This window comes from Mycoplasma sp. 10961 (assembly GCF_055523525.1).
The window spans coordinates 597738-624732 of sequence record NZ_JBVFVD010000001.1; the positions used below are offsets into that span (position 1 = coordinate 597738).

Sequence of the window (26995 nt, forward strand, 5' to 3'; positions counted from 1 at the left end):
ATTTAATATTTAATACAAAATTTACTATCATAAATGTATAAAAATAAAATTTTCTGTTGCTATTCATTTAATAGCATAAAAATTATATCAAAAAAAAAAACTTGGTCCTTGTTTTTGCAAATATTTTGTTTTTGTGGTTTCGGTTTTTACAAATTAAAAAAACTATGTGGCAGTTATAAACAATAATATGCAGTATAAATATGACTATTTTCTGCTAAAATTAAATTATTATAATATTAAAGGAAAGATTATGAATAGATTAGAAAACTTAATTAAAGAATTATGTCCAGGTGGTGTTGAGTATAAACCGTTATGAGAAATAACATCTTGAAACAAAAAGTTTCAAGATGTTGAATCATATAAACAAAAACATATTTATAAATACAAAAAATATTTTAGTGCTAATGAACTAAAAGATTTAGCAAGTAATGAAGGAACAATTAAAATATTAACTACTAACCAAAGTGATTTATATGCTAATGAAGATGATATAAAACAGTATATAAGCGAAGCAGAGATCATTTGCATACCTACAGCAGGAAATGCAATTGTACAATATTACAATGGCAAATTCATAACTGGTGGTAATTTAATTGGAAAATCAAATGATCCAGATAAAATAAATATTAAGTATGTATACTATGTTCTTCTTAATAAACTTGACTTAATAAGTTCTTATTATCGGGGTGCTGGTATTAAACACCCTGAGATGACAAAGATCTTGGAAATCTTAATACCTCTCCCTCCTCGCGCGATCCAGGATGAAATTGTTAAAATTCTTGATAATTTCACAGAACTTACCACAGAACTTACCACAGAACTTACCACAGAACTTACCACAGAACTTACCACAGAACTTACCACAGAACTTACCACAGAACTTACCACAGAACTTAAATACCGTAAGCAACAATATGAATATTACCGGGATAAATTATTAACTTTTGATGATTCAAAAGTTAATATTGAGTATAAAAGAATTGATCAATTATTTAAACTAAGTAGAGGAATCGTTATCTCTAAAGATTATATTAGAGATAACCCAGGAGAATATCCAGTATATTCATCACAAACTGAAAATAATGGGGAACTTGGTAAAATTAATAAATATCAATACGATGGAGAATATATTACTTGGACCACAGACGGAGCACATGCTGGAACTGTATTTTATCGTAATGGTAAATTTAATATTACTAATATTTGTGGATTATTAGATCTTAAAACAAATGATAATATAAAATACCTATATTATGCATTATCCATTCGTACAAAAGAACACGTAAATATCGGAATGGGTAATGCCAAACTTATGAGTAATGTTATGGCTGGTATTAAAATTCCCCTTCCACCCCTTCCAGTCCAAAACCGCATTGCAGAAGTCTTAGACAACTTTGAGCAAATTTGTCATGATCTCAAAATTGGACTGCCTTCTGAAATATTTTTAAGACAAAAACAATATGAATATTATAGAGATCTCTTATTATCATTTAATATTAATGATATTGAGAGAGAGAGAGAGAGAGAGAGAGAGAAGATAATTCAGGATTAGCCAAATTATTTGAATATGTCTTTGGGTTTGATAAAAATAGTTCTATAAATACTTTTATAATCTTCAAAAAACTTGGTGATATTGCAAAATGCACACAAGGAAAACAACTATTAAAAAGCAAATTAAAAAATAATGGTTATCCAGTAATAAATGGAGGAACTTCTCCGGTTGGTTTTTGAGACTCATACAACTATAATGAAAATAAAATAACTATTGCAAGAGTAGGATCCGCTGGGTTTGTTTCTTGACAACATCAAAACTTCTGAGCAGGTGATTGTTTATTTGTTATAACTGATATTAGCAATAATATTAATCATAAATATCTTTACTATGTTTTAAAAAATAGTGAATTAAAACTACAAAAACAAGCTATTGGTGCTATACCAAACTTAAGAACTAATGATATTTATAATTTAGATATTCCTATCCCTCCCCTTGCACTCCAAAACAAAATTGTTCAAATACTAGATAATTTCTCTGACTTAACAAACGATTTAACTAATGGTTTACCAGCTGAAATAAATCTTAGACAAAAACAATATAAATATTATAGAGATTGGTTATTGAATTTTAAAGATTTTAAATAGCGGCAATCTGTATTGTAGATTACCGCTATTTTTATTGTTTATTTCTTGAAAATATTTTTTTAAAATTTGTTAATTGTTCCTCTTGCAATAATTCACTGAGTTTATTTATAATAATATTGTTAATATCTGTTTCATCAAGATATAAAACTTCTTTGAAAAAAGAATTTCAAAATCTTTTATTTTTGTAAGATAAATAATTTTTTGAAGAAGACCAAACAAACATAATATCTAACTTTTTCTGCATAGCAAGCGAAATTTTGTATTTGTTTTTTAAAAATATTACTTTTATTTTATCACTGAAATTATTAATTTCAATTTTGTCAAGCAATAAAATTGCATCAAGCAAGTAATAATTAAAAATAATTCTATCATTAAATTGCGATTTTTTTACAATTTTAAGTAGTTCGCTAAGGAGGTTGCGATATATTCTAAGATTGTTTATGTTTGTATTAACAAGTTCAGGTTTAAATACTGTAAAACCATTCTTATCAAAAAAATCTTTAAAATCATTTATACCATACCAACCACTAAAAGCTACAGAAATTGTTTTTTTATTAGTTGTAATGAAAAATAAATGTATTGAAAGAATCATGTAAATAATATTTATTAATAAAGTTGTAATGTTAATAAATCCAATTCCACCAAAAAAGATGAATGAGAAAATATTTTTAATAATTCAAATTATTCATGAATCTCTAAAGCCCATAACCATCATTGTTAAGGCAACTACTGATAAAGCATTAATTAATGATATTAAAATATTGCCTGCAATAAAATAATTAAAATTGCTACCGTATCTTTCGACCTTTTCTTCACCCAACAACTTAACTACTAGTTTGTTTACTTCGGGATTTGAATAATAAAAAATTACTGTTAAACAAATTGTTAAAATAATAAAAAATGATGTTGAATATATATTAGAGCGAAATGATTCAAATAATTTATTTTGATTTTTAATACGGGTTGTTTTATATCATGTTGCCAACATAATTGGAATATAAATTATAAAATTAATAAAACCATCTATTGCTAAACCTCATGAAAAAGCAAACAATGCATATAAAATTGCATTTGAAATTCCTAATAAATAGGCAATATTTTTATGCAAAGCAAAAAAGATAACTGATAAAACTCCTAAAATAGCCGATAACGAAACACTGATACCAATTATTTTTTTTCAAGTTGAAATTTCCCCTGTTCATATTCATGTTTTATAATCAAAAGAATATAAAGTATTAATTATCAAAATTAATATAAATATAATTGAAAAAATCTTTTGATAATGTTTTTTAATCGAAAATACAATATTTTTATTCATAAATTAATTATATAACATTGTTTACAAAACAAATTATTTATGGTATTATTATTAAAGTATCAGCTGATAGCTGCTATTTAACCAAAAATAGTAGAGGAAAGTCCGTGCTAGCACCAGCTGCGATGTTGGTAGTGTTCATGTTAAGCCTAAGAAGCTTAAGTTCAAACGACTAGTGCCACAGAGACGAGAATTGTGAAACGGGTAAACTCCATGAGCTAGAAACCCAAATTTGGTAGGGGAACTTCGAATAGAAAATGAACAATTTCGAAGAATATGCATTTAATGCATATTAGATAAATTATCAGCGCATTTATAATGTACAGAACACGGCTTATCGATACCAAAGAAAATATTTAAAAAATATTTTCTTTTTTTTATATTAATTGGAAATGTCACATGCAAGATTTTTTGCATGTGACATTGTTTTTGTCTGCCTTGTAATAAAATAGTTGTATTAATAATTTTTCAAAAAATAAAGGAGACTTTAAAATTATATGAAAAATTTAGAAAAATATATTTATGTTTTTGACAAATATCGAAAAGAAAATAAATATCAACATTTTAAAATTGAAGAGAATTACAACACTATCTTGAAAATGCAAGGAGCTCTTGAGTCGCATCGAAAATTACGATCAGATCAAATCGATCTAGAACAACTTTATAATATTTTACAAGAATTTTCTGAAGGCTTCTCAATCCAAGAAGTAGCCAAGATTTTTGATAGAGACATTCGAAGTATAAAAAGTAAAATCCGAATTATTACAAATCGCAGACCACTTAGTTTAGATAAACAAAATCGCTATGTTTGTCCTAAGTGCTCAAAAAGAGTAATGCGTGTTAAAACCCTTAATTTTTCAAAGCTATACGAACATTTATTAGGTTATTCATTTTCGCGACTCTTTTTTGTAAGTGATGCAATTAAAGAGAAATGAAAGGCCTACAGAAAATATTGGTATAGTGAGCTTAATACATACAATAAAAATAGAAATAAAAAGAATTTGCAGCAAAAAGAAGTTAAGAAATCAGTTACCTATCTTGTGAATTCTTTTAAAAAAAATATCCCCTGATGAATTTGCTCCTTCACCTAGTACAATTTATAAAATAATCAAAAAATACCCTTATTTCCTTGAATTTGACCATATTGTTAAAAAATCTGAAGGAAAATATGGCATAAGGAAGAATAAGCAAACCAAACCTAAAACATTAAAATATGCAACAGAAATTTCAAAACCTCCAGCTTATATTAATGATCGCTCTGAACACGGCCATTTTGAATTAGACACCGTTATTGGTAAAATCAATGATACATATTGTATTGTAACCATAATTGAACGGCAAACCAGAATGTCTTATGCTATGCTTTCAAAACGCAACTCCAAAGCTATAAAACAAACTCTTGTCAAACTAATCAAGAAACACAACTTAGACATTAAAACTTTAACAGTTGATAATGGTAGTGAAAATGTCTTATTGCACCAGGTTATTCCAACTGAAAGACTATTTAAATGCCAACCATATAGTTCATGACAAAAAGGTTCAATAGAAAATATGCACCGCTTAATTAGGTATTACATTCCCAAAGGAAAAAGTCTAGATAAATACTCTCAGCAAGAAATTGATTATATTATGGATAAAATAAATAACTATCGGCAAGTTGTAAGGCAATATAAGATAACCTAAAAACTTTTTTAATCCCCCGCCTTTGATTGCAATCAAAGAGGCCTTACTTTTGGCAAAAGTAAGCAAAACCGACGAGAAAACACTCGCGTGTTTTCTGTTTTCGCATACATTTTTTATGTAAAATTTATGTTAAAATTAAAAGACAATTATTTTGTTAATATCTCGCATGTGACTTTTCCAAAAAACATTTTCTTTTTTTATTTTTAGAAATATAAAAATATATTAAAATATTGTAAAAATTTTAGAGTAACTTAAGATAAATATTAAATATGGAGAATGATGGAACACACACAAAATTTTTTTCAATATAAAAATATAAAAAAAATTTTTATTATAACCTTAAGTATTATTTTCGGGATAATTATTGCTTTATTTGTTGGACTTAAAATTAATTATCCATTTAGGCCTGCATTTTTTAATTATAAATCATACATTAGTAAGCCAAACGAAGATCGCATTAATAAAGATTTTGATTATAAAGAATTTAACGAAGTAGATGAATTTACGATTGCATTAAACAATAACAAAGCAATTGCGGGTATAGGAAGTGATTTTCAAGTTATTGATTTAATTAAACGTGGATTTATTCAAAAAATTAATTTTGAAAAACTGTTAGATCTTAAAGAACCAATTAAGTCAAAACAAGAATTAAAAAATATCTTACAAAAAATATATACACCTACTGTCTTTAAACATTTAGAAAGCTATGATGTTGAATTAACTCATGATGCAAATAATAACCCATATGCTGAACCAAAACACCTTTGAGAATATTTTGTGCCTTATTATCAACAAGATGGTGTAATTGCAATTAATCCTTTAAAAAACACTAAAAAACCAATTGAAGATTTTGAACAAAAATTAAAAGATAATTATTCTGAGTTAATTAAAAATAGTGATTTAAATAATTTAGAAATGCAAACAGCATATAATTCCCTTTTTAATATCTTAAATACAACAACTAAAAATGGTTATGAAAATCTTTTAATTACTGATGCGGTACGTGTCAACATGCTTTATGGATCACCATATCATATTGAAAATAATGAACTTAAGTCAAAATATGGACAAATAACTACTAGTGAAAATTATCAAGATTTAGTAAATAGTTTTTTAAATTTAATTAAGCATTCAACTGGTAAACCTATCGAAAGTGATATCTTTTCATTTAATGGGGATGGTCTCGAAGTTTTGAGAACGTTATTAGATGTTACACGAAAAGATGTAAATGCCGCTTTAATGTATAATGGCGATGCATTGGACGCTTACTATTCAGAAGATAATGAATTATTAACTACTGATGAACGAGGTAATCAAATACCAATTCCAGATGGAACTGTTCAAGTGCATAAGTTTCGTGAAAACATACTTTTAGTAGATGGATTAGTTGTTGCAAATAATTTATCAGTAAGCACAGAAAATACTTTATATAAAACACTAAGAGAAACAATCTATGCTAATATCGAAGCTCCTTACACTGCAAACAATTCAACAACAGTCATGCGTAACTTATATGATGAATATTTAAATGTTGCTTTTAGAGATAAATTTATTCAAAGTTTTAACTCATTAGATTTACCTAACAATTATAGCGAAACTGCATTTAACAATTTTAAAACCGAATTAGTAGAACTTTATGCCCAAACTTTAGATAAGGAACTTGAAGATAGTGATTTGGCAAAATTCAATGATTTTGTATCTAATAAGCTAAGGGAAAACCAAATTTATAAGGTGATCTTTGAATCATTTCTAGATGATTCTGCTACTCTTAAAGCTGAAGAATTTATCAATAAAATAGCCTATTTATTCTCACATATTGATTTTGATAATGAAGCTTTTAACAAATTATTATTAGAAAAATACCAAAATTTAGAAAACTTTGGGTTTGTCAACTATACACCAAGTAACATCGCTGATTATCAACTAGTCAAACGGAACTATTTCATTAATGATGATAATACCTATAACCAAAAAGCTATTAATATCTACGAAGTAAAAGACCAAGAAGGAATTATAACCCATAAACGTGTTTCTGGCGTTAGCGAAAAACTTAACTCACTACTTAATACATATTATTACTTAAAAATCAAACATTAAAAACCTAATTGCCTAAGCAACTAGGTTTTTGTTTTAGTTCTGTAGTTCCCCATTCATCAATTATTTGAGTAACCTCATCTAAAACAGTTCAATCACTTTTATTATTCGTATTTACAATTTTATATGGGATTTTATAAAACTCACATAACTTAATAAATAATGGTTTATATAACTCGTGAAGTCTTTGAAAATATGTTTCATTTGCATCATAATTATCTATTTCAACGCTGCGTCCTCTTCTTAAAATTCGATCCTTGATAGTATCATAATTTGCATCTAAATAAATTGCTAGATCTGGGTTTAAATTACTATCTACAATATATTTAAACATTGCATCAAAAGCCTTAAGATATTTCGGATCTTTTTTCTCTAAAGTGATAACAGCAAAAATATAATGTTCAATGTTAAAGCGGTCTAAAATCATAAAACCATTTTTATGATCTTTGAATTTATCTAAAAATGTTGCTTCCTCTTTTAAAAATGTATCCGTTAATGACTCAATAATATACGATTGAAAAGCAATATCAATATTGGGCTCTTTTTCATATAATCATTTTAAAAAACAATTAAAAACAGGATCATCATTAGCAAATTCTTCAACTAAGTGAGAGTTTTGATAATGTTTACTTAATTTAGTTGCTAGGGTGCTTTTACCTGAACCAATCATGCCACTAATTGCAATAACCATAATTAAATAACCACCTTGCTTTGATCAAAATTATCAATTATTTGAATTGCTCTTTCAAAAACTTCTTGTTCAGTTAAGTTATTTGTATCAATTATTACATAATTTAAATTATATTTTTTAGCTTGGTTTTCAAATGATTCTTTATAAAAGTTATATAAAGTTTCAAAGTAACTTTTATTAGAGTGATAATTATCTATTTCAACTGCTCGCCCACGTTCAAAAAGCCTCTTTTCAAAAGTTTCATAACTCACATCTAAATAAATAGCTAAATGAGGAGTTTCTTGATCTGTAATTAAGTTTTCAAATAAGGCGTCGTACCCTTTTAAATATAATTCTCCTTTTGGCCTTAAATTTACATTTGCAAAAATGTAATGTTCAATGCTAAAACGATCTAAAAATATATGATCGTTTTTGTAATTTTTACCAAGTTCTTTAAATTTAGCAATTAACTCATTTAATTTAGTTGTATGATTTTCAACAACATATGTTTGAAATGACATTGTTAAATTTGGTTGTTTTTGGTATAACCATTCTAAAAACTGATTAAATACCACATTATCTTGGTCATATTCTTCAAGCATTAATGAAGATTTATAATGCTTGTGCAATTTAGTAGTTAAAGTGCTTTTGCCACTACTAATCATTCCGCTGATTCCAATTAACATAATTATTACCTGCCTATTCTGTATTTATTAGGTGTTTATTTTAGCAAAAAAAATAAGAAAACAAATAAATTAAGTTATTTCCTACTTAGTCATATTGACGTTATAAGTTTTTTCATTATTTTGTACTCTATTTTTAATTTGGTGGTAAGATATATGCCTAACTTAAAAATATGGAGGAAAACATAATGAGATTAAAAAAACCAGAAGGAACTTTAGAATTAATTACTGGACCAATGTTTTCAGGAAAAACAGAAGAATTATTAAAACGAATTAAAATCCTTGAAATAGTCGAAATTAAAACCTTAGTTTTTAAACCGTCTTTTGACACACGTTTTGATGCCCAAAAAGTAGTAAGCCGAACTGGAGCACAAACCCCAGCTATCGTAATTAAAAAATCTAAAGAAATCTTGGATCATTGAAATACGAAATATAAAAGTGTTGCAATTGATGAAATTAACTTCTTAGATGAGGGCATTTTTGAAGTTATTGACCATTTAGTTTTAAATGGAGTTAGAGTAACAGCAAGTGGTTTGGATATGGATTTTTTGCGCCGTCCATTTGGTGTAACTCCTGGCCTTTTAGCAATTGCAGACGAAGTTAAAAAACTTAAAGCTGTTTGCATAGTATGTAAATCAGATGCAGCCTTTAGTTTCCGCAAGGAAAATAACCAAGAATTAAATATGCTTGGAGATAGCGAATATGAAGCTCGTTGCCGTAAATGCCACATTTTAGGTGAAAAAGCTAAAAATTTATAAATATCTATTTGAATTTCATTATAATATATTAAATTAAACATTATAGTGAGGAAATATGGAAAAACTTGAATTAGATGTTACAAATTCTCATTTAAGACCCTTAAAAGATTTAGAATATCTTGAATATAAGATTTCACAAATCCATTATGAAATAAAAAAACAAAATAACGCAAAAATAGAGTCTTTAAAATGATTAAATTACCCAAGTAATTATGATAAAGACCCTTTTTTAAAAATGCACGGTAAGGCTCAAGAATGAAAAAGAAATGGTGTTAAAACTGTTATAGTTATTGGTGCAAATGAATTAACTCTTGGAATTAAAGCAGCCTATGATTTTATGTTTCAAGATTATACATATAATGAACCAGATATAAAGTTATTGTTCCTATCAAGTGATTTATCAACAGATGAATTAATTCATAAGTTGTCTTTGGTAAATGAAACAAAATTTGCCATTATTGTAATCTCTCATTCAGGAAATACTATTGAAACATTATTTAACTTTAAAGAAGTCCATAATATCTTAACAAAAAAAGAAGAAACTAATGCTTCTTCTTATGTAGTAACAATTTCTGAAAATGAACAAGGGCAGTTATTTAAATATTCCGTAAAAAATAATTATACAAGCTTTAAAATACCAGATAAAACACCAACATTTTATTCTATCTTTACTACTGTTGGTATTTTCCCATTAATGTGTGCAGGAGTTGATGTCGCTTTAATGCTTAAATCTGCAGCACATATGCAAGAAGAATTAGATAATCCTAAACTTACCCAAAACCAGGCATATTTATATGCTGCTTCGCGTCATTTTTTAAATACAGAACAAAATTATTTAATTGAAAAAATTATATATCCAGAACCAAGACTTAAATCATTTACCTCTTGAATTCAGCAACTAATAGCCAATTCATTAGGTAAAGAAGGCAAAGGCACTTGGCCCAATGTTAATTATTATAATAACGAAAATTCGCAAAAAGACAAAAACCAAAAAAATAAAATATTTTTTCAAACTATGTTAATATGTAATAATCCACTTAATTCGTTAATAATCAACACGAGCCATAAAAAATATGATTTATTAAATTATTTAAATAATCTTGAACAAAAAATCGTGTTAGAACCAACATATGATATCTTAAAATATGATATTTACGATACAAAAAATAATACACCCACATTTTTATTAAAATTTGATTCATATAATGAACAAACCTTAGGGGCTTTATTCACTTTTTTTCATAATTCTTTAGTTATGCACGCTTATTTATTAGGCCTTAATCCTTTTGAACAGCCCGCTATTGAAGTATTTCGCAACAATTTTATAAGTACTTTAAATAAAACAAATAATTAACGACAACTTCTAAAAGTTGTCGTTAATTTTATGTAAATTATTTATCTTGAATATCTGTTAATATTCCTCTATTAGTAAATGGTGTTTTATCATCTCCAATTATCTTAAGAATTAAATCAGGATAATCAATAAATGGATTACGGTTTTGTTGATATTTATATGTTTCGTTATTACGGATAATATCTCACTTTGTTACATAATCGGTAATATCTCATTCTAAATAATAATTAAAATAATCTTTTTGTATGTATGGAGCATCAGATGAATATGAGTTTGTAAAGATATGTGATTGGCTTGCTACTAATTTATCTTTGTGTGTTATCATAAAGTAAAAGTAAGCCCTTGCAATATCTCCTTTAAATGCATCTACTGGTTCAAAAACAGTCTTAGAATTAGCATCAGTTCCTAATTTTGAACCATTTTGTGTGGTGGTTCTAGTAGTACTTACATTTCCATGTGGATAATTAGCTCTTAATGCATTTACCTTAATATCAGAAGGTCATACAAAATGTGCATCATGAACTGTTGGAGCAACTTTATTAAACCATGATTGCGGAATTAAGTGTTCACGATTTAAGCCTCCTCCCTCATTGCTTGCACTTGCATTAGCATTATCTCTATATGTCAAGTACTCATAAGGATCATTACCATTTGGATTTTCTGAATAAACATCTAGAATTGAATTATTATTTTCAAAATAAGTATCTTTAAAGGCATTATATTGATCATAAAATGATTTTAAACCGTCATAACTTTTAGTATTTAAATTTGTTAAATGAGAAGCTTGCAAACTAATAAGAGCATTGAGTAAATCTTGCCCAGTTTTTCCATCTAATGAAGCATAGTAATTATTAGAATTATCATAAATTAAATTATATTTATTTATGTTTTCATTATGCTTAGATAATAATTGTTCCTTATTTAAATTCTTAGATCCTGTTGTGTTGGCGTCTTTATTATTAACTGAGTTAGACCCTTGCTGTGTATCTTCTTGCTTATCTGTTGTTGATGGATTTTTAGCAACAGGAATAACTATTGTATCAGTATACTCTTTTTGATCATATTTATAAGTTATTTTTAGTTCTCTTGTAGTTTCATTAAATTCTGCTGCAAATCATCTTTCCTTTTTATCGGGAACAGTCCCTTTATGTTTTGTGTGATCAAATCCTTCTTTTAATTTTAAAATAGCGGTTTCAGGTTTTCCGCCAGACCCACGAACTGAAAGATAATAATTATTTTCAGTATTTGAATTTGGACCATAGTTTTGCATTTCCTTTAGGAATTTATCAACATTTTTCTTTGCTTTATATTCATCTAATAATTTATCAAATGTTGCCCCAATGTCAGCATGATCCCAAAGTTCATACATGTTTAAAGATTCCTCATTTGTTGTTGTATTAGGAGTTTTGGGTTCTTGATATTGAGTTGAACCTTTGACCGGTTTTTCTTGGTCAGGAGTTTTTCCAGTACCTGGATCATTTTTTTGCGGGTTAGATGGCTCAGGGTTTGATACAGAAGGGGGATTAGGGTCTGGTTGAGGCTTAGGTAATGGTGCTGGTTTTGGTTTTTGTTCAGGTTCTTTAGAGCAACTAAGTGCAATAAAAGGTATCGCACCAATACTTAAAGAAGCTAAAGTTAGTGCTTTGGTTATTTTTTTTGTAATTTTCGTCATATTTATATTTTAACATAATATAAATCAGATAATCATAAAGCATATATAAGTTTTTAAAATTTACTTTATGTCTAGCAATATTATTAAATTAATTAAATTAGAATCATTTTATATAATAAAATTTTTACTTTTGTAATATTTAAAATCATCTAAAAGCAAAATTTTATGGTAATACTAAATATAAAGCAACAACTTGTCAAATATTGAGTTAATAAAAAGATTTATACTTTAATTATTTAAAAACATTTGGATCAATTATCCAAATGTTTTTATTATACTTATGGAAATTTTTTTTCAAATTCTTCTTTGAACCATTTCTCAAATCTTTGTTTGTAAGATTCGTATTTTTCACCATATTCTCTAAAAATTTGGTGATACTTTATATTATTACTCTTTTTTATTAAGTAAACTATTCAATATGTTGGCGGGTTTGTATTAACTTCTGCAGAGGTAGGGACCACCATATAGCTAGAACCACTTAATAAAAAATCATAGACAATATTAATAGTAACTTGATTTTCATCATAAGTAGGAATTATCATTTCGTCATAACGATAGTGTGTTGGCCGTCCGGTATCGTGTATATAAATATTATTTTCTTCCAATACTTGATAAACATCTTGATTGTCTAAATAAAGTTCCTCAAATAATTTTTTAATTTGTGAATCTTGATTAAAATCTTCGTGTGGGTTTAGTTCTTTAAATCTGTTAATTATATATTTATCAAATTGATCTTTATTTGTTATTTTAACTGCACTTGCAATTGGTAGATATTCTAAGACATTTTTATCTCGTAAATAATCAAAACTATTATGGAAAAATGTTAAGTTAAATGGATAAATAGATTGTTTTTGTTTTCGTTCTTCTTTTATTTCGCTGCCGTTTGATTTGATCCAATCTTTAGGCGCAAAAATGTCTATTTTTGTGAATTGTTTATATTTAGAATAAACGGCATTATACATATCATAAGCTTGCTCAAAAGCATTTGCCTCTTTAGTTGGGTCTACCTCTAATAATATCTTATTGTCTCTTGCTCTTTCTCATATTCCTTTATCTAAATCAGATATGTTAGGTTTTTTTAGTGGCGGAACAGGACCGGGTTTTGAAGGCTCATGTGGTCTGGTATGTGTACACGAAAAAGCAATAAGTGGAGTTAATAAAGATCCAATCAATAATATTTTTTTATTCATTTTCATTCCTTACTACATGTGTTACAGCCACAATATCATCAACTGAATTATCAAAAGAGTTTGATGAGAATTTTAAAATTTTATATCGATAAGTACCAGTCACATCTGCCTTATGTTCGATTAATTCATCATTTGTTAAAATAGTCGAAACACGTTTTACAGTTATTCAATCACCATTAGAATTTTTCTGTTCTAAAAATAAATCATAATCAGTAAATCATTTATTAGATTGGCGATTTAACATTTCTTCTTTTTTAAGTCATAACTCATTCTCATGCTGGTTACCTCATTTTCTTGCTTCTGCAACTAAATCCTTTGGCCTATATTTTGGTGTTGTGTTATAAACATCGTTTCACCAATTACGATCATCAATCAATAATGGATTAATTACCCGTTCTTTTAATAAGCCAGCATTAAAAGTTCATGAACTAGATATTTTAATGGTTTGACCTTTGGTTAATTTTATTTCATCACTGGTAAGTATTGTATTATTAGAACTATTTGAGTTAAGTGTCTTAACTTTATAATTGTTTGCAGCTTGTAGCATTGCCTTAAAATCTACCGTTCCAGATCCATATTTTTGTTCATAACCACTTGTTTTATAAGTTAGATTTTGCAGTTTTGGACTCACTGCTGAAGCTGATAATATTGCTTTTACAATTGGAACTCTATTGTTACTATTTCTTATATCTTCTTTATACTTCATTAAATTAGAAATTAAACCTGTAACTATTGGTGCAGCATAACTGGTTCCAGCCGCATATCTATATTCTCCATAAACAGTGGTATAAATTTTTCCGGGTGCAACAACAAGCGGTTTAGAAATATTTTCGAATTCTTTAGATAATCTATAGTTAGAGTATTCAGCAACTTTATTTGATTTTAAACCTGAGTATGACGCAGAATTAGATAAAGCACCAACAACAACCGAATTAAATGATAATTGTGTGCCTGTTATTAAATGATTTTCATCTTTTCCGTCATTACTTGCACCAAATACGTTTATTACACCATATTTTCGTGATATATAATCTAAAAAGTACGAATTTTCAGAATACCCTTTTAAATATTCCGGTGAAATATATTTTTTACCATTTTTATCAGTAAGATATAGACTTAATCCATAACTATGATTAATTACTCTTATTCCCTCATCTTTTACCATTTTCTCAATTATCCTCATTCACTCACTGTCAAGCTGTGTAAAAGTATGTAAATATATTTTTGATGATTTATCAATTCCATATTGTCCGCCTGCAATTAAGGAAACATTAGTTGAGTGAGTTTTTCATGCTTTTGTTTCGGGAATATCCAAATTATTTATTTCAATACCATTTTTAAAATAATGTTTAAATTTTTCGTCAAACTTATGTGCCCAAACTTCAAGAATACCAATTTTATTGACATATGGATTATCTAAATAATCTTCAGCATTAACAATTGAAGAATTATGTGAAAAACTACTCTTGAAAAGGTAATGGTTTAAGTCTATTTTAGCACCAGGGTAATGGCTACTTATTGGTAATGCACCTGCTCCGGAATCAGAATCGGATAAGTTACCTATTTGATGTGGAAATTGTAAGTTTTTTTTATTTTCAAAAATTATTAATTTAAAAATCTCATTTCAATCTTTAATTTCTGCAACAAAGTTTTGTCTATCTCTTTCGTTTTCAAAATAAAACCAAACAATAGGCATCGTCGATAGCTTTTCAAATGATTTATAAATTAAATTTTTCTTATTAATTTTATTTATAAAATCGTTATTAAACTTGATTATAAATTCATCGTTTTGAATTTTTATACCTGGATTTAACAATAATTTAAGTTCAAAATTATTGTTGATCGGAACAGAAAGTTCTTCGTTATTAATATTTATAACTTTTGCAGAATTTTGTGCTCTGACCTCAAATTTATCACTTGCGTAGAAATCATATCAATTTATTAGTTGTTTATTATGAACGGTCGATGTAGTAACTAAAAATGCTGTTCCACTAAATCCTACACCTATCGTAGAAAAAGTTATTAATTTTTTAATTTTTTTTCTCATAAAATATCCTCCATTAAATTATTTATAAAATAAAAAAAATAAATATTTATAATAGTTTTCTATTTTTGTACACTTATATAAAATAAATTTATTCTTGTTTATTACATGAATAAATTATATCATATTATTATTGTGTAATATCTTTTCCATTAATATTGATTATTACATTTTTGTTTTTTGGTAAACTAAAAACACTTCAAATTCTATATCCAGGTACTACATCTGCTTCTGGTTTGATCATTTCGTTAATTAATATATTTAGTTTTATTGAATCACTATCCACAAATTCAATATTATAAAATGTATCAAATGCACTATAGGAATTATCATCACTAATATAAATATCATTGTTTTCTAAAAACTCATAAACATCTTGATCATTTATGTAATTTTTTTCAAATTGAGATTTTATTTCGGTATCGCGTATGTTGACACCTTCACAACTATTTAAATGTTGGAACCTCTTAATAATAATTTGGTTAAAATCTTCTTTATTTTGAATTTTAACTCAATTAAACAATTTTTTGCTTTGGTCAACATTTTCAAAAAATCCAGCATTAAGTGTATAATAGTTATCATTTTTAATCTTGGTTAAATTTTTACTTACTGTAGGGGGTATAAAAGCTTTTATTTTCACAATATCTTTTTGTTTAAAATTATTCACATTGCCTGGGCTTGAAGATAGAGAAGGCATGCATGAAAATGTTATAAATGGTAAAGATAAAGGTAATGAACATACAAATAATTTTTTAATTTTATTCGGGATCATATATTTCTCCTTTAATCATGTTATAAATTTTATTATTATGTTAATGTATTTGATCTATATATAAATTATATATGATTATTTATTATTTATAATGGTTCATTAATTTGATTTTTTTAAAGGAAAAAGTTAACATTAAAATGTTAACTTTTTGTTTATTGCAACTTCTTATAATTTTTATTTAAGAATTTTTTGCTAAATAGTTTTTAACTTCTAAAACACAGTCATCAATAACTTGTTCAACGAAGTCAAACGATTTAATAATTGCCCCTGAGGCTCTTTCGTGTCCTCCACCACCTCATTTAACAGCAACATTGCGAACAATTGGACCATTGGACCTAAATTCAACCCTAATTTTACCATCTTCTTCTTCTAAAAATTGCACTCAAATTGGGAACCCTTTAATATTGGCTATTGCATTAACCCGCATTGACTCATTTGAGGTTTTTCCATATTTTTTTGTTTCTGCAAGTGAGTTTTGGATATAGGCCACGCCATCACGTGTTTTTAAAGTTGATAAAAGCCACGAGTTGAATTTTAAATCTTCTAATGAACTTAGCGATAGGTTTTTATGGACAAAGTCTGCTTCTAAACCAGATTCATATAATTTAGAGGCAAGCCTTAAAGTACGAGCTGACACACTGCTAAATAAAAAGCGTCCTGAATCAGTATTAATTCCTAAATATAAATAGTTTGCAGCTTTAGGAGTAATTTTCCATCCATTAACTACTGCAATTTCAGTAATCATTTCATCCGCTGCACAATATGAACTATCTACTCATCTAGTGGTAGTATCACCTAAATCATCATCATTTGGATGATGATCAATTCTAATCACCTTAGCAAATAAATTTTTATCTAAAACTTCTCTTTTTTCAATCCTTTCCTTGAAATTAGCATCAACAATGACTCCTAATGATTGTTTTAAAACTTCATCACTAGGAATTTCATCCATTTTAAAATCTAAAAAACTAAACGAGTTTTTACTATCACCAATTGCATAAACTTTTTTATCAGGAAAATTGGTTTTAATTAATTCTTTAAGTCCAAATTGAGAGCCTAAACAATCACCATCAGGGCGAATATGATGAAAGATCACAATACTATTATATTTATATAATTCTTTAGTAACTAATTCTAAATTACCTATTTTCATATTATTTACCTTCCCATTTTATAATAGCTTCATTAAGTAATTTTAATACTTCAGGAACTTGATCAAAACTACTTAATGTAATACCAGCTGCATTATCATGACCACCACCATTAAAGTGAGAAGCCACCTCATTAACTAGTGGTCCATTAGATCTTAAACGACCTCTAATTTGTCCATTTTCCATTTGGATAAATAAAGCTCAACATGAATTATCTTCAATGTTTGCTAATTCATTGACATATAATGCTGCTTTTAATGAATCAATTTGATATTTATCTAAAAAATCTTGTCTCATTTCGTAATACAATACACGTCCCTCTTGCTTAAACTTAGAAAGCATTTCACCGGAAATTTTAATATCTAATAAATTACGTTTGTATAAGTTATGTAAAATTTCATTTGGATGAAAACCATTTTCCATTAAAAAAGCAACTAGTTGATAAGTTCGAGCACTTGTATCTGGGTATAAAAAGCGTCCTGAATCTGTGTTAATTCCTAGATAAATATGCCCTGAAGCTTTTTGGGTTACTTTTCATTTTGCATCATATGCAATTTGTGCAATCATTTCAGCAGCAGCAACAAAATGTTCATCAACATAGTTATATTCATAATCAATATCAGCTTCATTGGGATGGTGGTCAATTCTTAAACGTGCTGTGGTTCTTTTTTGATATAAAAGTTCAGCATGTTCGATACGATCCCCACTTGAAGCATCAACAACAATTGCTAAAGAATTGTTAAAATCAAGAGAATCAAGTGGGTCATAGTGATAATTCATAAAATCAAAATTATGTTTATTGTCACCTATTGTGTAAACTTTTTTATTTGGGTAATTTGTTTTAATTAATTCAGCAAGTCCCGCTTGTGAACCTAAACAATCACCATCAGGGCGAATGTGGTGAAAAATAATTATATTATCATATTTTTCAATTGCATCAATGGCAACTTTTGTATTTCCTATTTTCATTATTTGGTTTCTCCTTCTCAATCTTGTATTACTTGGTTTAATGTGTTAATAACATTAGTGATTTGACTGGTATTTTGTAATATGAAGCCTCCCCGGTCAACATGACCTCCGCCTCCATAAGATTTAGCTACCGGAATCATTGATGGTCCGTTTGATCGAATTCTTGCTCTTATAGTTCCATCTTCTTGTAAAATAAATAAAGCTCAACAATTATTATCTTCAATATTTGATAAAACATTTACAAATTGTGAGGCTTGATATGGAGTTAGTGAGTATTGTTCTAGAAATTGATTATCAGCATAAAAATATAGAACTCGCCCAATTTTTCTAAAATTAGATAAAATATGCCCTGCAATTTGTATTTCTGCCAAACTACGTTTATATAAATTACTTAAAATTTTAGTGGGATGAAATCCATTTTCCATTAAAAATGCTACTAATTGATAAGTCCTTTTGCTCGTATCTGGATTTAAAAATCTGATTGAATCTGTGTTAATTCCTAGATAAATATATTCAGAAGCTTTTTGGGTAACTTTTCATTTTGCATCATATGCAATTTGTGCAATCATTTCAGCTGCTGCCACAAAATGTTCATCAACATAGTTATATTCATAATCAATATCAGCTTCATTGGGGTGGTGGTCAATTCTTAAACGTGCAGTGGTTCTTTTTTGATATAAAAGTTCAGCATGTTCGATACGATCTCCACTTGAAGCATCAACAACAATTGCTAAAGAATTGTTAAAATCAATTTTATTAAAATTATCAAATTCAAAATTCATAAATAAAAGGTTATTTTTATTATCACCTACCTTATAAACTTTTTTGTCTAGATAATTTGTTTTAATTAATTCCGCAAGCCCTGCTTGCGAACCTAAACAATCACCGTCGGGATTAATATGGTGAAAAATAATTATATTATCATATTTTTCAATTGCATCTATTACAAGTTGTGTGTTTCCTAATTTCACTATTGTTCCTTACTACTTTTTATATATTCATTAATTTGTGTTTTATATATCTCGAAATTGTCTTTAACATTCACTATACCATTAAGTGCTTGATACATTTTTTGATAATTTGCTTCTTTTGTGTTTTGTTCAGAAGTTAAATTATTAAATTCTACTTCTTTTAAAAGATTTTTAAATGAGCCTTTAAAAGTTGTTTGATTATATGAATTGTGGTTAAGATTATACTTAGTTAATTGATCCATTCAAGTAATTATTACTGGAATTTGGTTTTCTAATCTTTTGATTAAGGTTTCATAAATTTCACTTTTTAAAATTGGATTAATCGTTAATGTTTCAAAATAACTTCTTTTAACTAGGTTGATTAAATTTAAATATTTATTATATTCATTATTAAAATAAACATCTCATTGATTAAGTGTATTAATTAAATTGTCAAAATCTTTTAAAACAGTGTTATATTCATTAGAATTAACATTTGTTAAAGATTTCAAACGTTCTTTTGCTAATTTTTCATAATCGCTAACAAACTTTTCGATTTGCCTAAGTTCTTTCGTTGGCTCTTCTAATCCAAAACTATGATACGAAGAATAAATCTTTTGTGTAGTTTCAAAATATTTATAAACCTCTGAACTACCTAATTTATCAACTGCTAAAGGGACAGTTTCTAAATAATCACTAATTATTTTAGACTTTGCATATTTTAATCATCAGTTTAAAATACCATGTTGTTTCACTAATTCTTTAAAGGATGAAAATTCCGCCTCAGTTAAGCCATGCATAATATAATATAAATCTAATAATTGTTCAGATTTTATGCCTTTATTTAGATCATTAATCTCATTTTCAGGAATTTTATCCAAAGTTTCTTGAATTTGATTATAAAATGTACGGTTTGCTTTTATTTGAGCATTTAAGTTATTTCATTGTGCTTCGCTAAAATAATATCCTTGTGATCTTTGAGCTTCTAAAAATCCATTTAAAGAACTTACTTTATATTTTAAAATGGGTAAATAATATTGATATCTCGGATTATTTTGGCTTTCAACTTTTTTAAGATAGTCATTCAATTCATTGATGGTTGATTCAGCTCGAGACTGGGAGGTGCAGGAAATTGTTAAAGAAAAAGGGCTAAATAATAATAAACAACTAAATAATAATGTAAACCTACGTTTTATTTTCATACCTTTTAATTTTACTATATTTTTACTAACTTGTCTAAAAACATAACTATTTTTAATAGTTATGTTTTATTTTTTAAGGTTTAATATGTGCATTATTAACAAAGTGTTCGTCAATAATGTATCCGGTAGCATTGTCACGTATGTATGAATTTACATCTAATAGTGTGTTACGATCTTTTTGTTGATCCATTAATAGTGAAAAAATATCTAAGATATATCATTTGCCATGATCTTCAAATTCAATTCAGTAACTAGCATTATTTTTTGAAATATTTGCAGGGTCGCTAGTTTTATATCCTTTTATTGCTTGAACTTTATAAACACCATTTAAGAATAATAAATTACTAAATAATTCGGCTAATCCAAAATGTGAAGTTGCTGAATTTTTTATACCTGTATTTAATCTTGACATTACTAATTCAATATCGTTTGCGAAAGGTTTTTTAAGTTCTTCAATTTGTGTTTTTAAGGTTTCATCGTTTGGATTTGCTTTAAGATCACTTAATAAACTTGCTAAATTGACTCTAAAGTTTTCAGCTTCTGTTACTTGTGGCTTTAAACGATTTATATCTCTTTGTTCCCTACGAATATCGTTGCGCCATTGGTTATTTTGTGCTGTATCACTAGATTTTTCAATTTGAGCTTCTAATGATTTAATATTTTCTTCTTTAAGATCTATTTCAATTTTAAGATTATGTTCTTTTTCTGCTAAAAAGATTTTATCAAGGTTATCATTAACAAATTCTGTTGGATTAAGCAAGAATTGTGAAGCATCAGTATCGTCTAAAGGTTCTGCAAAGATTTTATATGCATCATCTTCTTTTCCAGTTGATGGATTAAGCCCTTTTGCTAAATGAATTGGACCAAACCCAGAACCCATTCCTTGGCTTGAACTTTCAATTAAATCGTCTTTAACAGCATAAAAACTTGAAACATTTCAAAATTCATCTCAAATAGTTTTAACGACTTTTGTTGTTTCTGTTTTCTTAGCTTGTTTACCATGAACATTGTTAACTTTTTCCCATACTTTTTGGAATATAGGAGTAGAAAGTCCGTTGTTAATAATTGCTGGAGAAAATTCAACAATATAGTTTAATGAAACATTATCATAACGTAACATATTCGGCGCTGGATTAAAACTAGATTTAGAGCTAGCATTTTGTTCATGTTTAAACCAGTAGTAATATACTGCTCATGGTGTATCACTCACATAATTTTCTAAAACTTTTTCAACGTCTTGATATGTAATGACTTGATCAAAATCACCAAGTGGAATATTATAAACTGTGGCTGATAAAATTGATGACAAACTACTTTTAATAGCTTGCTCATTTTTTGTTGCTGGTGTTTCAACTCCGCCAGCATGATCAACTTTAAGTATTTCACCTAAAGAACGAGTTCCATTATTAACATTATAATATTCATTAATTAAATTAGTTAATGCTTCAAATCTTTCGTCAAAGCTGTTTAAAACTAATTTATTTTGATTAAGTAAAATTTGAATATCTTTAGTATTTTCTTCAGTTTTATCAGAATTATTTGCTAAGTAAGTTTTGTAATTTTGTTCTGTTTGGGTAATTATGGCTTTTAATTTATCATATTTAGTTACGTTTTTAGCAGCGGTTTTGCCATTTAGAATAATTAAATTATTAACTTTAGTTTGTAAATGATTATTATTAACTTCTCACCTTGTTTGTTTAAATCTTAAATTAATACTTGAAAAATTATAGGTTAAGTAATTAGCTTTATAAAGGCTTTCTTCAAATTTGGCTAAGGTTTTATTGTTTGGATCTGCAAAGCGAGTTTTATCTAAGAATCCATTATCCCTAGCAAAAGTTTTGGCAAAAATAACGGTATTATCATCGTCATATAAACAAGATACTGCAGTCAACGGAATTAATGAACTTAATAAGGTGCTAGAAAAAATAAATTTAAATTTCTTATTGAATTTCATGATAATTAACTAAACATTTCAACATATTTTCAAGACTTAATCCCAGCATATGAAATTACAAGTCCCATTAGGAAAATAATGCATGCAAATGCCAAACCTCCTATAGTGTATGAACGAGCAAAATTATATGTATCGATAATTTTTTGATCAAGTGTTACTGTTTCATGTAATTCAAGCACATTGCTTAAACTTGCTAAAAAGATTGCTAATGCAATGATTGCAATAAATGCTAAAACTGTAACTATTGATCATGTAATAACTTTTCTTTTGTATCCTTGCATATTTATCCTTTAATTGTAGAACCTTGTCTACTAATTGCATTCATAATTCTTTTTCTAAATAGTAAGTAAACTACAAACATTGGTAAGATAACAATAATAGCTGCTGCCATTCTAATATTAAGCTGCACGTTAGCTCCGGAAGAAGAATCTCTTTCATCTAAACCAGCTTTAAATAATCAAATTGAGATCAATTGTCAATCTTTATTATCACTATTAACAATAGAAGGTCATAAATATGAGTTTCATGAAGCTAAAGAAGTTAAAATAACAATGGTTAAAGTTGTTGGCACAACCATTGGAAAAGCAACTTTAAATAAGTATTTCAATCCTCCAGCTCCATCAACTAATGAAACTTCTTTAATACGTGCAGGTATTGCTTCAAAAGCATTTTTGTACATAACAGTATTAAAAATACTTGCAGAAAATGGTAATACCATTGCTAATAAAATTGTAAATAATGATGAACGAAGGTTTGTTTGAACTACAACTGTATATTGTCCTGATAATAAGGCTACTTCAGGTAAAACTAAAAGAGCTAAAGCAAAAAACCAAATCATACCTTTAAAACGTCAATTTCTTAATGAAAAGGCATATCCCATTAAGAATGTTGTAAAGATTTTAAAGAATACTGATAGTAAAACATTAACAGAAGTAACCATTAATGATTGCCAATATCCCGAACTAATTGCACGATCATAAGTATTTTGCACAACTTCTGATCAAGGCCTGATTTCAAACCCTCCGCTTGCATTTGGATCAGACTGAATGAAGTAAGTTCTTCCTAAAGTAAAGTCTGATGCAAATTTAAAAGTGCTTTTTAACCCTTCAGCTTCGTCATCAGCCATTAAGGAAATATTAATCATAAAGATAAATGGGAAGATAATTACTAACCCAAAGAAAGATAGTAACAACAGTTTTAATAAAACACTGATTACAACATTAACTAGATTTTTTTCAAGTACTTGAGAAGAAACAATTTCTTGGTTTTTTCTAAGCTTTTTAGCTATTAATAGTTTTTGTAGCTTTAACTTTAACTCAAACATTTCTTTCTCCTAAATTATTTAAGGTTAATTGCACCATAAAGAAACCACCACGAATTACAGATGAATAACTGACTCCAATTATGAATAGTGAAATAGCTGAAGCACCTGCAAGAGCAAAATTACCATTTTTTGTTACTAAGTATACATATAGCATTAAGGTACCACCACCATATGCAAAGGCATTTTCTGGTTTATTACTAAATAATGCTAATGGGAATACTTTTAACCCACCAATAATTCCTAAGGTAATTAGGAAATTGATTGTTCCTTTAATAGACGGCAAGGTGATTTTGAAAAATTGTTTTACTTCACCACAGCCATCTATTGATGCTGATTTATAAAGGTTTTTATCAACACCTAGCATCGCGGTTGTGAAAATTAAGATATTAAATGCTAGTCCACTTCAAATACCATTAATAAACATCGCTAATAAAGCATTAAAGGTAAATTGATCAGCTGTTTCTAGCCATGGGGTTTTTGAACCTAAAACCAGGTTTAAAAGACCATTAGAACTAAAAAGTTGGATAAATGCAGTTGAAACAGCTACGGCATTAGTTATATATGGCAAGAAAAAGACGGTTTGCCAAAATCCTTTAGCTCATTTACGATGTAATTTAGCAATAACACTAGAAATTGTTAGTGATATTGCCATTACAAAAGGTAAAACAGCTAGTCCATAAATAAATGAGTTTCTAACCCCTACTGCAAAACGTGGATCTGTAAAGGTGTTAACATAGTTTCTTAAAGTAAGTTCACCATCAGAATTAAATAATGATACTTTAAGGTTTAAAATAAGCGGAACAACGGTGAACATCATAATTAATGCAAAACCAGGTAATAAGAATAATAATGGCAGTCACAACTGTGTTCTACGGTCTAAAATAGAATGTGATAATGCGGCTTTTTTTCTCGCTTGAGTCTTTAAGGACCAATTAAGTAAAAAAGGTAAATTTCTTGAAATAAATAAATGTAGTTTATTGTTGAGAGTATTCATATGCAACTCTTTCTTCAGAAGCAGCATCAAAGATATGTAATTTATTCATTGGTAAATCAAAGTAAATTACATCACCAATTGCATAATTTTCTGAGTTATCTAATAAGAAGTTAATGCGCCCAACATCTTTAATATTAACGACAAGTTTACTTTCTTTTCCAAAGTTTTCTTGCACAACAACTTCGCCTTTAAACATATAATCCTCGTGAGCTTTTTTAATAATATAGTCTTCGCTACGTACACCAACATTTAAAGATAAGTTGCTTTTATCTGGTAAACTAATTCCTGCAAATTCTTTACCAGCAACAAATAACTTGCCGTCCTTAAGTTCAGAAGGTAAAAGCCCCATTTCAGGCATTCCTAAGAAACGTGCCACAAACTGGTTTTTAGGTTTATTGTAAAGTTCAAGTGGTGAACCTAATTGTTGTACTTTTGCGGTTGACATACATACAATAATATCTGAAATTGACATTGCTTCTTCTTGGTCATGGGTAACAAATACAGTAGTAATACCTAGAGATTGTTGAATTTCTCTAATTCATTGACGAGTCGAAATACGAAGTTTTGCATCTAAGTTTGATAAAGGCTCATCCATTAGTAAAATTTCTGGTTTTTTAACAATTGCCCGTGCAATTGATACACGTTGTTGTTGCCCTCCAGATAACCTGGTTGGTTTCTTTTGTAAGATTTTAACAATTTCAACGCGGTTAGCAACTTCCATAACTTCATTGTGAATTGCTTTTTTAAGTGGAATATCATTTTTAGCAAGTTGTTTTAAAGTTTGTTTTTCTTCATCATTTAAAATTGATGGCCCTTCTCCTTTACGATCTTTTGCTAATTTATTTTTTAGATCATATTTAGTTTCAAATGCTGCAACTAATTCATAAAAATGTTTTTTAGCAACTACTGGTAAGTTTAAGGCATCTTTTTTAAGTTCTAAATATTGTGCATTAGTTTTTAAAGTTTGTTTAAATTCATTTTTAGCTTTTAAATATGCTTCTTGTTTTTGTTTTTTAACAATTGCATATTCGTCAACAATTTCTTTTTGTTTTTGAACGAATTTATAGCGAGTTAAAAGTTTTAAAACTTTTTCTTCTAATTTAACAACTTCTTTACGATCTTTTAAGGTTAATTCGTCTAAATTCACACTCATTAATTCAGCTGAAAAATTATTTAATTTATTCGTATGATCTAAAATTTGCTCATAAGGTAAAGTTTGATATTTAACGTACTCAGGAGCAACATTTTTTAAAATTTCGGCTTCTTTTAGATTTGGTTGCAATAAATTATTACTAAAATCTGAATTATATTTTTCAGTGATACGTTCTAATTTTTCTTTTGAATCTCTACGTAATTTATCGTTAGTTTTTAAAACATTTTTAGTTAAAAGTGAAATTTTTGAAGTTTCGTGTACACTAGCTAATTTATATTCAGTGTGTGCTTTTTCATAATCTTCAACTAAATAAGCATATTCTTTATTTAATTTATATGGTAAATCTTCAGAAATTAATTCTCATTTATTAAAAGCATCGCGTAATTGTTGTATTTCTGTTTCAGAAGCGCCAAGCTTTTCTAAATATAAGATTCTAATTTCGTTACGTGCTTTTTCCCGTTTTAAAAAGGTTTTGAACTGCCAGTTAAAGTCGTTTTTAAGTGGAAAGGCAATATTGGCATAAACACTTAAATGTGGATATAGGGCATAGTTTTGGAATACAAACCCTATTTTTCTTTTTTGTGGTGTAAAGTCAGTAACATCTTTCCCTTTAAAAAGGATTTTTCCAGATGTAACTGTTAGTAAACCAGCAATTGCATTTAAAGTTGTTGTTTTTCCTGATCCAGAAGGCCCTAGGAGTGTAACTAATTTACCTTCAGGAATTTGAAAACTAACATTATCAACTGCTAAAGTTTCACCAAAGTCGATATTTAAATTTTTTAATTCAATAGCAGGAACTTCTTCAGTGCTTTTAGAATTAAATTCGTTAAAATATTTATCAATTTTAGTTAATGATTCTTCATCTACTTTAACAGCAGTTTCTTTAAATTTATTTAATAATTTTTTAAAGATTATCATTTCTAA

General features: G+C 27.7%; 23 protein-coding genes and 1 other RNA gene. 8 read left to right on the forward strand and 16 right to left on the reverse strand.

The genetic code is table 4. The features are described from left to right. Positions 1–250: 250 nt before the first annotated feature. Together AC0B4T_RS02550 and AC0B4T_RS02555 are read left to right on the forward strand one after the other, a co-directional pair. On the forward strand, positions 251–1552 hold the full coding sequence (locus tag AC0B4T_RS02550; RefSeq protein WP_465103005.1) for a restriction endonuclease subunit S: 1302 nt from the start codon (positions 251–253) through the stop codon (positions 1550–1552). A gap of 287 nt (positions 1553–1839) precedes the next feature. Next, positions 1840–2139: a restriction endonuclease subunit S gene (locus tag AC0B4T_RS02555; RefSeq protein ID WP_465103278.1), complete on the forward strand. Its 300-nt coding sequence runs from the start codon at positions 1840–1842 to the stop codon at positions 2137–2139. Between the two features lie 31 nt (positions 2140–2170). On the opposite strand, the gene pnuC is transcribed toward AC0B4T_RS02555, so the two are convergent. Then, complete coding sequence (pnuC, locus tag AC0B4T_RS02560; RefSeq protein ID WP_465103006.1) at positions 2171–3457, reverse strand: nicotinamide riboside transporter PnuC; 1287 nt, start codon at positions 3455–3457, stop codon at positions 2171–2173. A 55-nt stretch (positions 3458–3512) separates the two neighbouring features. Between pnuC and rnpB the strand changes: the two genes are divergently transcribed. The 4 genes from rnpB (at position 3513) to AC0B4T_RS02580 (ending at position 7234) form a co-directional block, all read left to right on the forward strand. Then, positions 3513–3796: RNase P RNA component class B (rnpB, locus tag AC0B4T_RS02565), an RNA gene on the forward strand. Positions 3797–3951: 155 nt separating this feature from the next. After that, positions 3952–4545: a hypothetical protein gene (locus AC0B4T_RS02570; protein WP_465103007.1), complete on the forward strand. Its 594-nt coding sequence runs from the start codon at positions 3952–3954 to the stop codon at positions 4543–4545. Then, positions 4493–5137, forward strand: a complete 645-nt coding sequence (locus AC0B4T_RS02575; protein WP_465103008.1) for an IS30 family transposase — start codon at positions 4493–4495, stop codon at positions 5135–5137. The genes AC0B4T_RS02570 and AC0B4T_RS02575 overlap by 53 nt, the downstream gene beginning before the upstream one ends. A gap of 279 nt (positions 5138–5416) precedes the next feature. Continuing rightward, positions 5417–7234 carry a hypothetical protein gene (locus tag AC0B4T_RS02580; protein WP_465103009.1) on the forward strand — a complete coding sequence of 606 codons (1818 nt, stop codon included), beginning with the start codon at positions 5417–5419 and terminating at the stop codon, positions 7232–7234. Between the two features lie 4 nt (positions 7235–7238). Here AC0B4T_RS02580 and AC0B4T_RS02585 read toward each other — a convergent pair whose 3' ends face one another. Continuing rightward, a complete protein-coding gene (locus tag AC0B4T_RS02585; RefSeq protein WP_465103010.1) occupies positions 7239–7922 on the reverse strand; it encodes a deoxynucleoside kinase in 684 nt (227 codons plus the stop codon). A 2-nt stretch (positions 7923–7924) separates the two neighbouring features. Beyond that, positions 7925–8587, reverse strand: a complete 663-nt coding sequence (locus AC0B4T_RS02590) for a deoxynucleoside kinase (protein ID WP_465103011.1) — start codon at positions 8585–8587, stop codon at positions 7925–7927. Between the two features lie 185 nt (positions 8588–8772). On the opposite strand from AC0B4T_RS02590, the gene AC0B4T_RS02595 reads away from it, so the two are divergent. Continuing rightward, complete coding sequence (locus tag AC0B4T_RS02595; RefSeq protein WP_465103012.1) at positions 8773–9342, forward strand: thymidine kinase; 570 nt, start codon at positions 8773–8775, stop codon at positions 9340–9342. A gap of 55 nt (positions 9343–9397) precedes the next feature. Beyond that, positions 9398–10696 (forward strand): glucose-6-phosphate isomerase, encoded by a 1299-nt coding sequence (locus AC0B4T_RS02600; protein ID WP_465103013.1) that lies wholly within the window; start codon positions 9398–9400, stop codon positions 10694–10696. A 37-nt stretch (positions 10697–10733) separates the two neighbouring features. On the opposite strand, the gene AC0B4T_RS02605 is transcribed toward AC0B4T_RS02600, so the two are convergent. From AC0B4T_RS02605 to AC0B4T_RS02665, 13 genes are all read right to left on the reverse strand, one after another. Further along, positions 10734–12368: an endonuclease gene (locus AC0B4T_RS02605; RefSeq protein WP_465103014.1), complete on the reverse strand. Its 1635-nt coding sequence runs from the start codon at positions 12366–12368 to the stop codon at positions 10734–10736. A 278-nt stretch (positions 12369–12646) separates the two neighbouring features. After that, positions 12647–13558, reverse strand: a complete 912-nt coding sequence (locus AC0B4T_RS02610) for a hypothetical protein (RefSeq protein WP_465103015.1) — start codon at positions 13556–13558, stop codon at positions 12647–12649. Further along, positions 13551–15605, reverse strand: a complete 2055-nt coding sequence (locus AC0B4T_RS02615; RefSeq protein WP_465103016.1) for a S8 family serine peptidase — start codon at positions 15603–15605, stop codon at positions 13551–13553. The genes AC0B4T_RS02610 and AC0B4T_RS02615 overlap by 8 nt, the downstream gene beginning before the upstream one ends. Positions 15606–15732: 127 nt before the next feature. After that, a complete protein-coding gene (locus tag AC0B4T_RS02620) occupies positions 15733–16374 on the reverse strand; it encodes a hypothetical protein (protein WP_465103017.1) in 642 nt (213 codons plus the stop codon). 178 nt (positions 16375–16552) lie between these two features. Further along, positions 16553–17527 (reverse strand): DHH family phosphoesterase, encoded by a 975-nt coding sequence (locus AC0B4T_RS02625; RefSeq protein WP_465103018.1) that lies wholly within the window; start codon positions 17525–17527, stop codon positions 16553–16555. Position 17528: 1 nt separating this feature from the next. Further along, positions 17529–18494: a DHH family phosphoesterase gene (locus AC0B4T_RS02630; protein ID WP_465103019.1), complete on the reverse strand. Its 966-nt coding sequence runs from the start codon at positions 18492–18494 to the stop codon at positions 17529–17531. Further along, positions 18494–19465, reverse strand: coding sequence for a DHH family phosphoesterase (locus tag AC0B4T_RS02635; protein WP_465103020.1), 972 nt, complete (start codon positions 19463–19465; stop codon positions 18494–18496). The genes AC0B4T_RS02630 and AC0B4T_RS02635 overlap by 1 nt, the downstream gene beginning before the upstream one ends. After that, on the reverse strand, positions 19465–20646 hold the full coding sequence (locus tag AC0B4T_RS02640) for a hypothetical protein (RefSeq protein WP_465103021.1): 1182 nt from the start codon (positions 20644–20646) through the stop codon (positions 19465–19467). Before AC0B4T_RS02640 ends, AC0B4T_RS02635 begins: the two co-directional genes overlap by 1 nt. A gap of 73 nt (positions 20647–20719) precedes the next feature. Further along, positions 20720–22600 carry a hypothetical protein gene (locus AC0B4T_RS02645; protein WP_465103022.1) on the reverse strand — a complete coding sequence of 627 codons (1881 nt, stop codon included), beginning with the start codon at positions 22598–22600 and terminating at the stop codon, positions 20720–20722. Positions 22601–22605: 5 nt separating this feature from the next. Beyond that, entirely contained in the window at positions 22606–22881 is a 276-nt protein-coding gene (locus AC0B4T_RS02650; protein ID WP_465101439.1) for a hypothetical protein, read from the reverse strand. A 2-nt stretch (positions 22882–22883) separates the two neighbouring features. Then, positions 22884–23924 carry a carbohydrate ABC transporter permease gene (locus AC0B4T_RS02655; RefSeq protein ID WP_465103023.1) on the reverse strand — a complete coding sequence of 347 codons (1041 nt, stop codon included), beginning with the start codon at positions 23922–23924 and terminating at the stop codon, positions 22884–22886. After that, a complete protein-coding gene (locus tag AC0B4T_RS02660) occupies positions 23881–24918 on the reverse strand; it encodes a carbohydrate ABC transporter permease (protein WP_465103024.1) in 1038 nt (345 codons plus the stop codon). Before AC0B4T_RS02660 ends, AC0B4T_RS02655 begins: the two co-directional genes overlap by 44 nt. Continuing rightward, on the reverse strand, positions 24899–26989 hold the full coding sequence (locus tag AC0B4T_RS02665; protein ID WP_465103025.1) for an ATP-binding cassette domain-containing protein: 2091 nt from the start codon (positions 26987–26989) through the stop codon (positions 24899–24901). Before AC0B4T_RS02665 ends, AC0B4T_RS02660 begins: the two co-directional genes overlap by 20 nt. Positions 26990–26995 lie beyond the last annotated feature (6 nt).